This is a genomic window from Thalassospira sp. CA1 (genome assembly GCF_059052855.1).
The window spans coordinates 219,090-234,604 of the sequence record NZ_JBZCIA010000007.1 but is presented as its reverse complement, the minus strand read 5'-3'; the positions used below and the strand labels follow the sequence as shown (position 1 = coordinate 234,604).

15 protein-coding genes and 3 tRNA genes are annotated in these 15,515 nt (G+C 55.1%); 6 read left to right on the top strand and 12 right to left on the bottom strand.

Going from position 1 to position 15,515, the window contains the following annotated elements; genetic code table 11:
• The 3 genes from tuf to AC5Q5A_RS13815 all read right to left on the bottom strand — a co-directional run.
• Positions 1–869: elongation factor Tu (gene tuf / locus AC5Q5A_RS13825; protein WP_493895637.1), on the bottom strand; the 869-nt coding region annotated here is incomplete at its 3' end.
• An 81-nt stretch (positions 870–950) separates the two neighbouring features.
• Positions 951–1,024: transfer RNA gene (locus tag AC5Q5A_RS13820), tRNA-Gly, on the bottom strand.
• Positions 1,025–1,060: 36 nt separating this feature from the next.
• Positions 1,061–1,145: transfer RNA gene (locus AC5Q5A_RS13815), tRNA-Tyr, on the bottom strand.
• A gap of 194 nt (positions 1,146–1,339) precedes the next feature.
• On the opposite strand from AC5Q5A_RS13815, the gene rlmB reads away from it, so the two are divergent.
• Both rlmB and AC5Q5A_RS13805 read left to right on the top strand, forming a co-directional pair.
• Positions 1,340–2,212 (top strand): 23S rRNA (guanosine(2251)-2'-O)-methyltransferase RlmB, encoded by an 873-nt coding sequence (rlmB, locus tag AC5Q5A_RS13810; RefSeq protein WP_008892100.1) that lies wholly within the window; start codon positions 1,340–1,342, stop codon positions 2,210–2,212.
• Between the two features lie 108 nt (positions 2,213–2,320).
• Positions 2,321–2,397, top strand: a tRNA-Thr gene (locus AC5Q5A_RS13805).
• 59 nt (positions 2,398–2,456) lie between these two features.
• Here AC5Q5A_RS13805 and AC5Q5A_RS13800 read toward each other — a convergent pair.
• The 8 genes from AC5Q5A_RS13800 to AC5Q5A_RS13765 form a co-directional block, all read right to left on the bottom strand.
• Positions 2,457–2,864, bottom strand: coding sequence for a GFA family protein (locus tag AC5Q5A_RS13800; RefSeq protein WP_475352552.1), 408 nt, complete (start codon positions 2,862–2,864; stop codon positions 2,457–2,459).
• A gap of 16 nt (positions 2,865–2,880) precedes the next feature.
• Positions 2,881–3,765 carry an isocitrate lyase/PEP mutase family protein gene (locus tag AC5Q5A_RS13795; RefSeq protein ID WP_475352553.1) on the bottom strand — a complete coding sequence of 295 codons (885 nt, stop codon included), beginning with the start codon at positions 3,763–3,765 and terminating at the stop codon, positions 2,881–2,883.
• A gap of 6 nt (positions 3,766–3,771) precedes the next feature.
• Positions 3,772–5,043, bottom strand: coding sequence for a TRAP transporter large permease (locus AC5Q5A_RS13790; protein ID WP_008892103.1), 1,272 nt, complete (start codon positions 5,041–5,043; stop codon positions 3,772–3,774).
• The gene (locus AC5Q5A_RS13785; protein ID WP_008892104.1) at positions 5,040–5,528 is read right to left on the bottom strand and encodes a TRAP transporter small permease; all 489 of its coding nucleotides are present in this window, start codon (positions 5,526–5,528) and stop codon (positions 5,040–5,042) included. Before AC5Q5A_RS13785 ends, AC5Q5A_RS13790 begins: the two co-directional genes overlap by 4 nt.
• A gap of 165 nt (positions 5,529–5,693) precedes the next feature.
• The gene (locus AC5Q5A_RS13780; RefSeq protein ID WP_493895636.1) at positions 5,694–6,683 is read right to left on the bottom strand and encodes a TRAP transporter substrate-binding protein; all 990 of its coding nucleotides are present in this window, start codon (positions 6,681–6,683) and stop codon (positions 5,694–5,696) included.
• A gap of 301 nt (positions 6,684–6,984) precedes the next feature.
• On the bottom strand, positions 6,985–7,539 hold the full coding sequence (locus AC5Q5A_RS13775; RefSeq protein WP_493895635.1) for a GNAT family N-acetyltransferase: 555 nt from the start codon (positions 7,537–7,539) through the stop codon (positions 6,985–6,987).
• Positions 7,540–7,553: 14 nt separating this feature from the next.
• Complete coding sequence (locus AC5Q5A_RS13770) at positions 7,554–8,108, bottom strand: helix-turn-helix domain-containing protein (protein WP_493895634.1); 555 nt, start codon at positions 8,106–8,108, stop codon at positions 7,554–7,556.
• 135 nt (positions 8,109–8,243) lie between these two features.
• Positions 8,244–8,648 carry a RidA family protein gene (locus AC5Q5A_RS13765; RefSeq protein WP_493895633.1) on the bottom strand — a complete coding sequence of 135 codons (405 nt, stop codon included), beginning with the start codon at positions 8,646–8,648 and terminating at the stop codon, positions 8,244–8,246.
• Positions 8,649–8,791: 143 nt separating this feature from the next.
• On the opposite strand from AC5Q5A_RS13765, the gene AC5Q5A_RS13760 reads away from it, so the two are divergent.
• Positions 8,792–9,394 (top strand): TetR/AcrR family transcriptional regulator, encoded by a 603-nt coding sequence (locus AC5Q5A_RS13760; RefSeq protein WP_493895632.1) that lies wholly within the window; start codon positions 8,792–8,794, stop codon positions 9,392–9,394.
• Between the two features lie 80 nt (positions 9,395–9,474).
• Here the strand turns inward: AC5Q5A_RS13760 and AC5Q5A_RS13755 are convergent, their stop codons facing one another.
• Positions 9,475–9,813: a rhodanese-like domain-containing protein gene (locus tag AC5Q5A_RS13755; RefSeq protein ID WP_493895631.1), complete on the bottom strand. Its 339-nt coding sequence runs from the start codon at positions 9,811–9,813 to the stop codon at positions 9,475–9,477.
• Positions 9,814–10,428: 615 nt separating this feature from the next.
• Between AC5Q5A_RS13755 and AC5Q5A_RS13750 the strand changes: the two genes are divergently transcribed.
• The 3 genes from AC5Q5A_RS13750 (at position 10,429) to AC5Q5A_RS13740 (ending at position 15,450) form a co-directional block, all read left to right on the top strand.
• Positions 10,429–12,372 carry a PrkA family serine protein kinase gene (locus AC5Q5A_RS13750; protein WP_008892111.1) on the top strand — a complete coding sequence of 648 codons (1,944 nt, stop codon included), beginning with the start codon at positions 10,429–10,431 and terminating at the stop codon, positions 12,370–12,372.
• A 175-nt stretch (positions 12,373–12,547) separates the two neighbouring features.
• Positions 12,548–13,885, top strand: a complete 1,338-nt coding sequence (locus AC5Q5A_RS13745; protein ID WP_008892112.1) for a YeaH/YhbH family protein — start codon at positions 12,548–12,550, stop codon at positions 13,883–13,885.
• Positions 13,882–15,450 (top strand): SpoVR family protein, encoded by a 1,569-nt coding sequence (locus AC5Q5A_RS13740; RefSeq protein WP_493895630.1) that lies wholly within the window; start codon positions 13,882–13,884, stop codon positions 15,448–15,450. Before AC5Q5A_RS13745 ends, AC5Q5A_RS13740 begins: the two co-directional genes overlap by 4 nt.
• Positions 15,451–15,515: the final 65 nt, after the last annotated feature.

Sequence of the window (15,515 nt, the reverse complement as noted above, 5' to 3'; positions counted from 1 at the left end):
TCGACGTCTTCACGTTTGGTACCACGCAGCAGCGCGCCAATGTTGTCGCCAGCTTCGCCCTGGTCGAGCAGCTTGCGGAACATTTCAACGCCGGTAACGGTGGTTTTAACGGTGTCTTTAATGCCGACGATTTCAATCTCTTCGCCAACTTTAACAACGCCGGTTTCAACACGACCGGTTACAACCGTACCACGACCCGAGATCGAGAACACGTCTTCGATCGGCATCAGGAACGGCTTGTCTTTCGGACGCTCAGGAGCCGGGATGTAGTCGTCAACCGCTTTCATCAGTTCGAGGATAGCGTTTTTGCCGATTTCATCATCGCGACCTTCCAGAGCAGCAAGAGCAGAGCCCTTGACGATCGGAATATCGTCGCCCGGGAAGTCATAGGACGACAGAAGTTCACGGATTTCCATTTCGACGAGCTCGAGAAGCTCTTCGTCATCGACCTGGTCAACTTTGTTCATGAAGACCACGAGAGCCGGAACACCAACCTGACGTGCGAGCAGGATGTGCTCACGGGTCTGCGGCATCGGGCCATCAGCAGCCGAAACGACGAGGATACCGCCGTCCATCTGTGCCGCACCAGTGATCATGTTTTTAACATAGTCAGCGTGGCCCGGGCAGTCGACGTGTGCGTAGTGACGGTTCTCGGTCTCATACTCAACGTGCGCGGTCGAGATCGTGATACCACGAGCTTTCTCTTCCGGTGCTTTGTCGATCATGCTGTAGTCCTGGAACGAAGCGCCACCGGCTTCTGCCAGAACTTTGGTGATTGCTGCGGTCAGCGTGGTTTTACCGTGGTCAACGTGGCCGATAGTGCCAACGTTAACGTGCGGTTTTGTACGCTCAAACTTTTCCTTGGCCATTGCCCTCAGATCCTATTATCCGAACCAAAAAAACACGTAGTAACCCACCGCACGAGCCGACGGGTTGCATCATAAGAATATTGGAGCGGGTGAAGGGAATCGAACCCTCGTCGTAAGCTTGGAAGGCTTCTGCTCTACCATTGAGCTACACCCGCATATTTATGCTGCGAGCTCTCGCGAGGGCGAGAGAGTGGTGGAGGGGGCAGGATTCGAACCTGCGTAGACTAAGTCGGCGGATTTACAGTCCGCTGCATTTGACCGCTCTGCCACCCCTCCATCAGGGTCGTAACGCCATCCGGGTTTGACCCCGGCCTCGTTGCGGCGAGGGAGGGAATACGGCGAAGGCACCTACCCTGTCAACAGCAAAAAAAGCACGAAATCGTATTTCCTTTCCTATATGTTCGCCAAGTTTCGCCGATCAAACGAAGCAAACTGCATTCAGTCCCCTACGGCCCGGAGGTTTCCGCCATATGTCGCGTCGCAATAAATCCCGTTCAGGAAATCGTCATCAAGGTGACGGGGCACCCGATGCCCTCCCGCAAGGCGATGAAAACCGTGAAGGCAATTCGCGCCGCGGACGAAAACGCGGCCGTGACGGTGGCGGATCGGGTGGCAATTCGCGCCTGATTCTATTCGGGCGTCACCCGGTAATGATGGCAATTGCCAATCCGCAGCGCACGATTCACAAAATCTGGGCCACCGAAAACACCCGTGATGAAGTCATGGCCGCCCTTGCCGACGCCGAGCGCGATGACATCGCGGTAGATTCGGCCGGACGCACCGATCTTGATGAAATGCTGCCGCCGGGCACCGTGCATCAGGGCATGGCAATGCATTGCGCCCCCCTGCCCCAGCTTTCCGTCGAAGAACTGATTGCCGATCACCGCGATTCTGAACAATGCACGGTCCTGATCCTTGATCAGGTGACCGACCCGCACAATGTTGGCGCGATCCTGCGCAGTGCGGCGGCCTTTGGCGCATCAGCGGTTATCGTGCCCGACCGTCATGCCCCGCCTGAAACCGGCGTGCTTGCCAAATCGGCCAGCGGTGCGCTTGAAACCGTTCCCTATATCCATGCGGGCAACCTGAACCAGACGCTTGATAAGCTTAAGGGCGCGCATTTCTGGCTGGCGGGCATGGATGGCTATGCCGAACAAACCCTGGCCGAAGCCAAACTGCATGGCCGTGTCGGGATTGTGATGGGATCAGAGGGTGAAGGGCTGCGCCGTCTGACGCGTGAAAGCTGCGACTTCCTGGTCAAGCTTCCGATGTCGGATCGCATCGAAAGCCTTAATGTTTCAAACGCAGCCGCCGTCGCGCTTTACGAGCTGTATCGCAAGTAGGCAACAGCGCGCCAGCACGGGCGTTTGAGGCGTTTTCACGGGATGTAAATTTCCGTGCTTCAAACTCTTGCAATCATCAGCGGCCCGGATTATGTTCGCGCCGCTCACGCCGGCATAGCTATAATTGGTAGAGCAGCTGATTTGTAATCAGAAGGTTGGGAGTTCGAGTCTCTCTGCCGGCACCATTAAAGAAAACCCCACAGCCATCGGCTGCGGGGTTTTCTTTTGGTCATATCGCGAAATGCTATTTGGGCAGACCTTCAAGGCGCACGATTTCATCAAGCCCATCCTCCCAGCTCGCCTTGCTGGCCAGCATGATATGGGCGTTCGGCTTTATCGCGATGGGGGTTTCAAGGCTGCCTGCCGGCACCACCAACAGCTTGCCATCCATCTGCGTGTAGGGAACGGCAGCACCGCATGTTTTGCAAAATGCCTTTTGATGGCGCGTTCCGGGCACGGTGTAGGACTGGATGTGGTCCTGGCCGTCTATCCACGACAGCGTGGCCTTGGTTGAGAACAGATTGGCCGCATGAGCCGAGCCGGTGTCCTTTTGGCAATATTTGCAGTGGCACAGAAAGAACGCATCAAAGTCACCTTTGACTTCGTAGCGCACAGCCCCACACAGACAGCCGCCGTGATGTTTATCAACCATGACCATCTCCCCTGCCCTAGCCGTCGCGTCTGGACGACGCGTAGCGTTCCGAAACGTCGTAATACTCATCAAAGCCGATGCGTTGACGCAGGTCCGCCCAGCTCATCAGTTTGTCATCCCGCGGCTGGCCGACCTTCATGGTTTGCAGGCATTCGACCATCGCCTTCATGGCGGCTGCCATCAGCGAAAGTGGATAGGCCGCGATCTGATAGCCGATCTGTTTGAGTTCTTCGGGCGACAGATCCGGGGTTTCGCCGCCTTCAACAATATTGGCCATCTTGGGACCAGGAAGTTCGGCACAAAGGGTGCGCATTTCATCGACGGATTTCGGGGCCTCGACAAACAGGATGTCGGCACCGAGTTCCTTGAACTTCGCGGCACGGTCAACCGCCTCGGTCAGGCCATGCTGATGACGGGCATCTGTGCGCGCCAGGATCAGGATGTCTGCCCCGGCTTCGCGGGCATCGACGGCGGCTTTGATGCGGTCAAACGCCTCATCCCGACCGACGACTTCCTTGCCCTTGGTATGGCCGCAGCGTTTGGGCGCCAGTTGATCTTCGATCATAACCGCCGCACAGCCTGCCTTGGCAAAGCCGGTGACTGTCCGCCTGACATTCATCGCATTGCCATAGCCGGTATCGCCATCGCCGATCACGGGGATCGATACCGCATCGGTGATGTTGCGGGCCTGATCAAGGACCTCGCCATAGGACATCAGGCCCAGATCAGGTTCGCCAATCCGTGCAGCAGAGGTCGCAAAGCCCGACATGAAGGTCAGACCGAATCCTTCCTGTTCGATCAGTTTGGCAGAAAGCGCATCAAAGCAGCAGGGCATCGTGATCAGATCACCGGTGGCAAGCAGTGCGCGCAGGGTATCGGCAGGTGATTTTACGTTACTCATCGGTCTTTACAGCTTGAAGGGAATATAAAGGGCGAGATCGTGCCACACATACAAAAGGGCAGCACAAGCAAACATCAACAACAGGAACGGTGCAACACCGCGGGCAACCTCGCCCAGTCTGGCCTTTGCCACCGACTGGATCACATAAAGGTTAAGCCCGACGGGCGGCGTGATCAGGGCACATTCGACCATGATCACCATATAAACACCAAACCAGATCGGATCGAATCCTAGGGCAAGGGCGGCTGGCAACAGCACAGGTGTCATGATCAGCACCATCGAAAGCGCTTCAAACACCAAACCCATCACCAGAAGAACCGCTGTGACGATCAGGATGAAGCCAAGTTCGGTATCCACCCCCTGGGTGATCATTACCGAGATGTCCTGCGGGATGCGATAAAGGGTGATCGCCTTGCCAAAGACCTTGGCCCCGGCAATGATCAGAATGATCGCAACCGTGGTTGCCATGGAATCGAACACCGCCTTTTTCAGCGCATCCCAGGTCAGAACCCGCATGATGGGGCCGGTGATGATCAGGGCGGCGGCAAAGCCGATGGCCGCGGCCTCAGTCGGGGTGAAGGCCCCGGAATAGATGCCCGATATAATCAGCACGGCCAGAACAACCGACGGCAGGGCGCGGATGGTGGCACGTTTGCGTTCGGCCCAGTCTTTTTTCGGTTCAAGTTCCTGTCCGCCCATACGGGCATAAATCATCGAAAAGATGATAAAGAACACCAGAAGTGCGATGCCCGGACCGATACCGGCCAGAAACAGCGAGATCACCGATTCTTCGGTGACAAAGCCATAAATGATCATCGGGATCGATGGCGGGATCAGAATGCCAAGCGTGCCGCCCGCGGCCAGCAATCCATAAACAAACCGCTTGTTATAGCCACGATTGATCATTTCCGGGATGGCAACCGTGCCGATGGTTGCCGCCGTCGCAACCGAGGACCCGGAAATGGCGGCAAACACACCACAAGACAGAATGGTCGCCACCGCAAGCCCGCCCGGCCAATGGCCGACCCAGGCACTGACAGCAGCAAACAGATCATTGCCGACACCGGCACGCAGCAGGATGTTTGACATCAAAAGAAACAGCGGCACGGCCAGCAGGATAAAGCCATCAAGCGTGGACAAAACCGCCTGTGGTGCCATCAGCGGCGAAAAGCCGCCAAGGATCAGCATGGCAAGGCCAAGCCCGCCGAGTGCGAAGGCAACTGGCACACGCATCAGAAGCAATGCGAACATCGCAGCAAGGGTCAGGACGATGGTCATTCGTGCGCCCCTTTTGGAATATCCTTGCCGCGTGCAAGCCCGATAATCTCGATCACTGCCTGAATAGCCAGCAGCGCAAAGCCGATGGCGACCGGCAGTTCAGCAACCCATGCCGGAAGATCAAGCATGGTGCCGCTGGTGCGGCCGCGCTCAAAGCTTTCATAAAAGATTTCCCAGCCCTTGATCGTCACCATCACCGAAAAGGCCAGAATGCAGGCCATGGCAATGATCTCGACAAGGCGCTGAACCTTGGGCGCGAGAAGACGGGTGATGGCATCCACTGAAATATGGCGGCGTGCGGCCAGTGCCCAGGGCATGCCCAAAAGCGATCCCCAGATCAGACACAGTTGGGAGAGCTCGGCCGCCCAGATGGTCGGGCGCACGAAGAAATACCGTGCCAGCACTTCGTAGGTCAGCATGCAGCCGGCAAGCACAAACAAGATGGCCGCGACCCACGCAAGAATAAGCGTCAATCGATCAAACATGATTTAAACAGTGCATGTTGGAAAACGGGGCGTCATCACCACACAGTATCGGCATTGGCCCGAATATGCGCGGTGATGACAACAAATCAAAATACGCCCCGGTCGGCGTCCATGGGCAATCATGCAACGCATGGCGCATGGCACCCGACCGGTGACGTCAAATCCTTAGAACTTCTGTGCGGCCTCGAAGACCTGTTTGCCAAGATCACCGGTATTGGCAAGGAATGCCTCGTAAACCGGTTTGGCAGCTTCGCGCCATGCAGCCATTTCGTCGGCCGTCGGGGTGTAAATGGTCATGCCGTTGGCTTTGGCTTCGTCAAAGGCCTCTGCCTCGATCGTGGACATGCGATCACGCACATCGTTCTCGGCATTGATGGCCGCGGTTGAAATGATGTCACGCTGCGCATCGGTCAGACCGTTCCAGAAGTCGGTATTCACAACCACGATGAATTCGATATCGGCATCGTTGGTGGTGGTGACGGTGTCCATGACTTCCCAAAGCTGACGGGATTTCACACCTGACATGCCGGTCATGCCGACATCAACCGTGCCACGCTGATAGGCGATATACTGCTCGGAGCCTGAAATCAGGGTCGGTGCACCACCGGCAGCGGAGATGAAATCACCCTGGGTTTTCGAGAACACGCGAACTTTCTGGCCTTTCAGACCATCCGGGCCTTTGATCGGGCCACCGTTCGACAGCATGATCGATCCGCCGTAAGCCTGCCACCACAGAACGGTGGAACCGGTTTCAGCAATGGCTTCATCCAGCGGCGCACGTACCGGGGAATCCGGTGAAACGGCCTTACGGACCTTTTCTTCGGTATCGAGCAGGAACGGCTGATAGAAGATATCAACCGCCGGGACATCACCGACATAACGGGTCAATGACGCGACACCCATTTCAATCGCACCCGATCCAACGGCAGCAGGAACTTCCTTGTCCTTGTAAAGCTGAGCTGAATCATAGATCTGGACTTCGATATCGCCGTTTGATTTTTCCTCGACCTCGTTCTTGAACATCAGAAGGTTCTGACCGAGGTGGCTTTTCATCGGCAATTGCAGGGAAATACGCAATGTCAGGTCTGCGGCCTGAACCGTGCCGGAAAATCCGACGGCTGCCATCAGCGCGGCAGCAAGGGCAAATTTTTTCATGATGGACGTCCTCCGAGAACTTTTATTCCGTTTCTTTATTCAGGACGGCAAGGATGCGCCCATTTTTCGGCGGTGTTCAACATGTTTTGACTACGGCGAAACCCTGACCGGGCGGCTCACAGTGCGGCGCACACAGCACCAAAACTCAGCAAGCCGAAGACATACAGACGACAAGCACAGCCTTGATAACGGCACTGCGGCATTGAAATAATTTGCGATGGAAATATCAATGCGTCTCGTCTGGCATGCCAGAATGATCGTTCTGAATACAAAACCGGGAATCGCAAGCCGTTTCAAAACACTATCTGATAATGCGCTTATACATCACAGTGGTGCCGCTGAGCTTTTCGGAGTCCGGATCACGGGCAAAGTCCGGAATGACGCCGGTGGTCTCAAACCCGAGCGAGGTATAAAGAATCTCGGCACTGTCGCCGGTTCGGGTATCAAGGGTCAGCAAGGTTCGACCAAGATCACGCGCGCGGTTTTCGGCCGCAGCCATCAGCAACCTGGCAATCCCGCGCCTGCGACAATCTGGGCGCACCATAAGTTTGCTGATATCGCCGCGATGGGCCTGATTGGGCATGGTGTCATAATCAAGCTGAACCGTGCCAACCACGCAATCCTGATCAAGGGCGGCAAACAGGACCCGTTTTCCGCCCTTAAGTGCCGGGATGGTTTTATCGCGCCAAAAAGCTTCCGCCTCGTGCACCGGGAAGGGTTCGATAAAACCGATGCTGGCCCCGTCATGGACACAGGCGTGAAGCATGTCGGCGAATTGATCCAGGCGTTCTGTAACCGCATCAGCATCAAGAGTGACGATGTCGAGATCGGGGGCGGTATGCGTAGCCGATGGCATAACGGTTCTTTCGCTTAGTCGATGATAAACAGGTGATATTTCGCACCCTGATCGCGGGGCGTTTGAAACACATTGCCCCCGCGCAACTGATAGCGCAGGCAATCGCCCGCCGTCAGGTGATGGGTTTGGCCATCGACGTCCATCGAAAGCGCGCCAGACAGCATCACCAGATGATGTTCAAGCCCGTCACGCGGGGACCCGTCATATTCAATGCGCTGGCTGGGGCCGATTTCGACTTCGATCACCTCGCCCGATAATTGTTTGGATGTCGGGGAGACCAGTCGTCTTTGATAGCCAGTGTCGGGATCGGTCCAGACTTCCTGATCGGCACGCGCGACAAGTGGCGCAAAATCGTCTTCGACCATCTGCATCAAACGTGACAGGGTGACGCCAAAAGCAACGCACAGCTTTCCCAGCACATTGGCGGTCGGGCTGACCTCGCCCTTTTCGATCCGCGACAGGCTGGCGCGACTGACCGCACTTTTTTGGGCAAGTTCATCAAGCGACCACCCGCGTTCGGCGCGCAAGGCGGCCAACCGTTGGGCCAGTCGTGTTTCGATTTCATCCATGGCGACATCCTTTAATCTCTTATTTGGGATATATTTCCATTTATGAGAACTCGTCAAGATGAAAAAACCGGCCCCACCGTTTAGGCAGGACCGGTTCATCGTCACATCAGAGCATTGCCGCCACAGATTGATGGATCAGGCGTTGGCCGCCGGGATGCGGGCGACAACCTTGATTTCGAAATCAAAACCGGAAAGCCAGGTAACCCCGACTGCTGTCCAGTTCGGATAAGGCGTCTGATCAAAGATCGCGTCCTTCACTTCCATGATGTCTTCAAATTGATTTTCCGGATCGGTGTGGAAGGTCGTCACGTCAATGATGTCATCAAAGCTGCATCCGGCGGCGGCAAGGATCGCCTTGAGGTTATCGAATGCGAGTTCGACCTGCTTTTTGAATTCAGGTTCCGGGGATCCGTCTTCGCGACTGCCCACCTGGCCAGACACAAATAACAGATCGCCGGATTTGATGGCCGGGGAATAGCCATGCGCGTCATAAAGCGCATGGCGGTTTGGCGGAAAGACGGCTTGGTTTGCGAGGGCCATGAAGACCTCCTTGTTCGGGTAAAATTCAGTATCTGTGGTATTTCGAATTCAGTTCAGATACGCTGCGTATGTGAAGCAGATATATTCACATACGCAGCGTATGTCAATTCGCATACGTCACGTATGTTAAATTGGAGTGCCCGATGGCTGCCAAAACGCGCGCTGAAAAAATGGAAGAAACCCGCATCAAGCTGATCAAAGCAGGACGCAAGGCCTTTGCCGAAAAGGGTTATGCGGAAGCGTCAATGGATGAGCTCACCGCAAGTGCGGGGCTAACGCGCGGGGCGCTGTATCATAATTTTGGTGACAAGCGCGGGCTGCTGGCTGCTGTGGTCGATGAAATAGACTCCGCCATGGCACAACAGGCCAAGGATGCGGGGGATGCCGCCGGCGGCGGCTGGAGCGGTTTGATGGCCGAGGGCAGGACATATATCGAACTGGCCCTTGATCCCGAAATACAGCGGATCGTTCTGCGCGATGGTCCGGCCTTTCTGGGCGATCCCTCACAGTGGCCGAGCCAAAACCGCTGCTTGCAGGCGACAATCGCAACCTTGAGGGAACTGGCTGATCAGGGGGCAATCAAACCGGTCGATATCGAAGCACTGGCTAGGTTGCTAAACGGGGTCGCGTTGAATGCCGCCCTTTGGGTCGCGGCCAGCGATGATCCGAAAGATACCCTTGGCAAGGCAATTGCCGCCTTTGAATGCCTCGCGTCTGGCGTTTTGGTAACGCCCAATGCCAACTGATGGTGGCGTGAAGTCGACCACCGCGCGCAGTCGAGTACGCGATCACATTCCGGCCCCTGCCCCGTCAAAGAAGGTCGGGATTATTTTCCATTTTCAAGGTCAAAGCCCGCACGGGTCCAGCTTTGAATGCCGCCTTTAAGGTTACTGACGGAGCAATCGACATGGGGCAAAACAGCATTGGCTGCCCCAAATGAACGCTGACCGACGGCACAGACAAAGACCAGATCGGTGTCGCTTTCGTCGGTCAGATCGACCAGGGCCGGGATATCTAAGTTCGAGGTCGGGATATTGATCGCGGTTTCAATATGGCCGGTTGCAAATTCCTCGGCTTCGCGGACATCAATAATGGTGACGGCTTCTTCGCCGATCAGTCGATCAAGTTCATGCGGTTCGATAAACTGTACGGTTTCGTCGCTCATAGAGATGTCCTTTGGTGGCTTTTGCGGCCCGATCCTGCCCACCTGTGATAGCTGTCGGCTTGCGGATTTTGCAAATGCAAAATATTTTTGTGCAAGGCTGTGGGAATGAAAGCGGCATCAAAGCTGGACGAGCGGTCACTTACATGTGAACATGAACACACGATTTTACGATGTTCGACAGAAGTATCGTCTTGCGAAATCAGTTCGTTATTCCCACGTCTGAATAACAGGGCAAATTGCCTCGGCAGGCTCGAAGGTCACTTTGAAATTCATTCGACAGAAGCCTGCCCCGACACATTGATGGTCGGTTTGTTGGTCGCCGCAACGGGACCCAAAAAGAGTCTGATCAAGACTGCACTACGGCGCTGACGCCGCAACTGCACGATCGAATTTTCACACGTTTGGCAAGATCCGCCAGAGATTAACCGCGAACGCCATTTGTTAATTCATGACCGCCTGGCGGAGTCCCTTCACAGGAGACCTGCCGACGCCACCAGATCAGGATCGGGTTCGCCCCATCCGTGCAAAAGCAAAACGCAAAAATTGCGCAAAAACAGGATTGAGACAGGAAACGTAAGTTTGACAGTGCGATAACGTTTGAAAGGAGACCGCGCCATGGCTGAGAAGGATATCTTCGAGCTGTATGCGGAAGGCTATGACGGAAAGCAGGAAACTGAACTGACCATCCGCGATTACCTTAATTTGTGTCGCGAAGACCCAAGCGCCTATGCCTCTGCCGCTGAACGCATGATCAAAGCGATTGGCGAGCCGGAACTGATCGATACCTCGACAGATTCCCGACTTGGCCGCATTTTCCTGAACCGAACCATCAAACGTTATCCCGCCTTTGAAGATTTCTTTGGCATGGAAGAAACCATCGAGCGCATTGTCGGTTTCTTCAAATATGCCGCCCAGGGTTTGGAAGAACGCAAACAGGTTCTTTATCTGCTCGGCCCGGTTGGCGGGGGTAAAAGTTCCCTTGCCGAACGGCTGAAAGAGCTGATGGAACGTGAACCGATTTACGTTCTGAAGGCCGGCGATGAAATCAGCCCGGTGTTCGAAAGCCCGCTTGGCCTGTTTAACCCAGCCAAGATGGGCGATGCGATCGAAGACAAATACGGCATTCCCAAACGCCGCCTGACGGGGCTTATGTCGCCATGGGCGGTCAAGCGCCTTGATGAGTTTGGCGGGGACCTGACCAAGTTTTCGGTCGTTAAACTGATCCCGTCACGCCTGCGCCAGATCGCGATTGCCAAGACCGAACCGGGTGATGAGAACAACCAGGATATCTCGTCGCTTGTTGGTAAGGTCGATATCCGAAAGCTTGAATATTTCAGCCAGAATGACCCGGATGCCTATAGCTATTCCGGTGGCCTGAACCGCGCCAACCAGGGCATTCTTGAATTTGTCGAGATGTTCAAGGCACCGATCAAGATGCTGCACCCGTTGCTGACCGCCACACAGGAAAGCAACTATATCGGCACGGAAAACCTCGGCGCCATTCCGTTCCAGGGGTTGATCCTGGCCCACTCGAACGAGGCTGAGTGGCAGACCTTCAAGGCCAACAAGAATAACGAAGCCTTCATTGACCGTATTTCAGTGATCAAGGTGCCCTATTGCCTGCGCGTCACCGAAGAAACCATGATCTACGACAAGCTGTTGCAAGGGTCCGAGCTTGAACATGGATCCTGCGCGCCGGGCACACTTAAAATGCTGGCGCAGTTTTCCGTGCTGTCGCGTCTGCAGGAACATGAGAACTCCAACCTCTATTCCAAGATGCGGGTCTATGACGGTGAGACATTGAAGGACGTCGATCCCAAGGCAAAATCCATGCAGGAATACCGCGATACCGCCGGTGTTGATGAAGGCATGGATGGCATTTCAACCCGCTTTGCCTTCAAGGTGCTGTCAGAAACCTTTAACCACGACACCCACGAGGTCGCGGCTGATCCGGTGCATCTGATGTATGTCCTTGAACAGGCCATCCGGCGCGAACAGTACCCGGAAGAACGCGAAAAGGCCTATATGGACTTCATCAAGTCCGAACTGGCCCCGCGCTATGCCGAGTTTATCGGGGCGGAAATCCAGAAGGCGTATCTGGAAAGCTATTCCGATTACGGACAGAACCTGTTTGATCGTTACGTTGCATATGCCGATGCCTGGATCGAGGATCAGGACTTCAAGGATCCCGATACCGGTCAGCTTCTCGATCGCAAGATCATTGATCAGGAACTGTCGAAAATCGAAAAACCGGCGGGTATCGCCAATCCCAAGGATTTCCGTAACGAGGTCGTCAAGTTTGCCCTGCGTGCACGTGCCAATAACAAGGGCAAGAACCCGTCCTGGACGTCCTATGAGAAACTGCGCGATGTGATCGAGAAACGCATGTTTAGCCAGGTCGAGGACCTGCTGCCGGTGATTTCGTTCGGCTCTAAGAAAGACAGCGAGACCGAGAAGAAACACAACGAGTTCGTCAAACGCATGATCGATCGCAAATATACCGAACGCCAGACGCGTCGTCTGGTCGAATGGTACATGCGCGTCAATAAGGCCGGTTAAGCTCCCCCCTGTCTTTCCCGGCCCAACCGGGCGGCTTTGTCCCTTGTCCGCCCGGTTACCTCTTCGCCGCAGGATGTGGCCACGGCCCGTTTTATCCGGGTCACATCCTGCGGAACTTCAAGGCGCAAGCGACCTGCACAACGCGCTTTTGAACCGTGCAAGGATGTGACTGCCCATGCTTTATATCGTTGACCGCCGCAAGAACCCGACCGGCAAAAGCCTTGGCAACCGGCAACGTTTCATGCGTCGCGCAAAGGCCCAGATCAAAAAGGCGGTTGAAAGTACCATCCGGTCGCGTGGCATTACCGACATCTCCAGCGGCGACCAGATCACCATTCCCGGCAAAACATTGAAGGAGCCGGGCTTTCACCACATGGGACGTGGCGGCAACCGCAATTATGTCCTGCCCGGCAACAAGAAATTCGTTCAGGGTGATCGCATTGCCCGCCCGCAAGGCGGCGATAGTGGGTCTGGCGGATCGCAAGCAAGCCCCGATGGCGAGGGTGAAGATGAATTCCAGTTCACCCTGACCCGCGATGAATTCCTTGATATCTTCTTTGAAGATCTTGAACTGCCGGACCTTCTGAAAAAAAGCCTGAAGCAGACCACCGCGTTTCGAAATGCGCGGGCGGGCTTTTCGGTCGAAGGCACACCATCAAACCTTAGCCTTGTGCGCACCATGCGCAATTCGCTGGCCCGGCGGATCGGACTGCGTCGCCCCAAAACGGCCGAGGTCCGAGAACTTGAAGAAAAGATCTCCGCCCTTCAGGCCAAGGCGGAAAAACGCCCGAATGGCAAGCTGACCAAAACTGACGAGGATACGCTTCATACCCTGCTGGCGGATCTTGAAGAAGCCAAACGGCGGATGAAGGCGATCCCGTTCATTGATCCGATTGATACCCGGTTTAACCAGTTTCAACAAATCCCCGATCCCAATACACAGGCAGTAATGTTCTGTTTGATGGATGTGTCGGGATCGATGTCCGAACAGATGAAGGAACTGGCCAAGCGGTTCTTCATGTTGCTTCACCTGTTCCTGCATCGCAAATACGAACATGTCGAGGTGGTGTTTATCCGCCATACATCGCGCGCAGCCGAGGTCGACGAGGAAACCTTTTTCTATTCGCGCGAAACCGGCGGCACGATTGTTTCCACCGCACTCGAGGAAATGAAAAAGGTGCTGGTGGATCGTTATCCCACTGATCAGTGGAACATCTATGCCGCGCAGGCATCCGATGGCGATAACTATTCCAATGACGGGGCAAAGTGCACCGCACTTCTGGCCCAGGACCTTTTGCCCAAGTGCCAGTATTACGCCTATATCGAAATCACTGACGAGCGCGAGGCAGAGATTTTTGCCGCCGCCGAGGGCGAAACCGCCCTTTGGAAATCCTACGCCCCGCTTGCCAGAGACAATCCGCGCTTTGCGCTTAAACGGGTAACCAAGGCAGCCGACATCTTCCCGGTGTTCCGGGAACTGTTTGCCAAAAACCGTGCGGAGGCAGGCCGATGAGCTCCAAGACCAAATCCGCCGACAAACTTCTTTTCACCAGTGCCGACTGGGACTTCGAGACATTGAAAGCCACCTATGACGCGATTGAAGATATCGCGCTTAATGAGCTTAAGCTCGATGTCTATCCCAACCAGGTCGAGGTGATCACGTCCGAGCAGATGCTTGATGCCTATTCATCGATTGGCATGCCGTTGATGTATCACCACTGGTCGTTTGGCAAACGCTTCGTGCGCGATGATGTGATGTACCGCAAGGGCTATCAGGGGTTGGCCTATGAGATCGTGATTAATTCCAACCCGTGCATTTCCTATGTGATGGAAGAAAACACCATCGTCATGCAGGCGCTGGTGATCGCCCATGCTGCGTTTGGCCATAACCATTTCTTCAAGAACAATTATCTGTTCAAACAATGGACGGATGCCGACGGCATTCTGGATTATCTGCAATTTGCCAAAAGCTATATCGCCAAGTGCGAGGACCGATACGGCTTTGACGCGGTTGAGCGCATTCTGGATGCGGCTCACGCCCTGATGGATCAGGGGGTGAACCGTTATTCCCGGCCTGAAAAACCCAATCTTGCGGCCGAGCTTAAGCGTGAACGTGAACGCGCCAAGTACGAAGACGAGACCTACAACGATCTGTGGCGCACCCTGCCCCAACCTGATCAGGGCGATCAGGACATGGACGAGCTTAAACGCAAGATGCGGGTCGAGGAACGCCGCGCGCAGTTCGGCTTGCCGGAAGAAAACCTGCTTTATTTCCTCGAAAAGAATGCCCCGACCTTGCAAGCGTGGGAGCGTGAGATTTTGCGCATCGTGCGCAATATCGGGCAGTATTTCTATCCGCAGAAACAGACCAAGATGATGAATGAAGGCTGCGCGTGCTATGTGCATTACGCCATCATGAACAGTCTTTACGATAAGGGTCTGATTTCCGAAGGCGCTATGATGGAATTCATCGACTACCATTCGCGCGTCGTGTTTCAGGCCGAATATGATGACCAACGCTATTCCGGCTTTAACCCCTACGCGCTTGGCTTTGCGATGATGCAGGACATCCACCGCATCTGCGTGGATCCGACCGAGGAAGACCATAAATGGTTCCCCGATATTGCCGGGAACAATGAGCCGGTCGAGACCCTTAAGGAAGCGTGGGCGCATTACCGGGATGAAAGCTTTATCCTGCAATTCCTGTCGCCCAAGGTGATGCGCGACATGCGGATGTTCATGATCGATGATCTGAGTTCATCACCACACCTCGAAGTTGCCGCCATCCATGATGATAGTGGGTATCGCAAGGTGCGCCGGTCCTTGGCGCGCATGCATGATATCTCAGTGCGCGAGCCCGACATGCAGGTGGTCGATGTCGATATCCGTGGCAACCGCCAGCTTTACATCCAGCATACCGAGCATGAAGGCATCCGCCTTGAAAAGTCGGAAGCGGAAATGACGCTGGGCTATATCGGGCAGTTGTGGGGCTATGGTGTCACCTTGCAAGCTGTCGACTATGAAAGCGGCGAAATCCTGCATGAGGTGAATTACACACCGGATGATCTGGCAACCTGACATCAAGCGGTTGCGCGAGGTAAACGCCCCCTTATAAATCCGGCCCCACAACACAATATCAAATA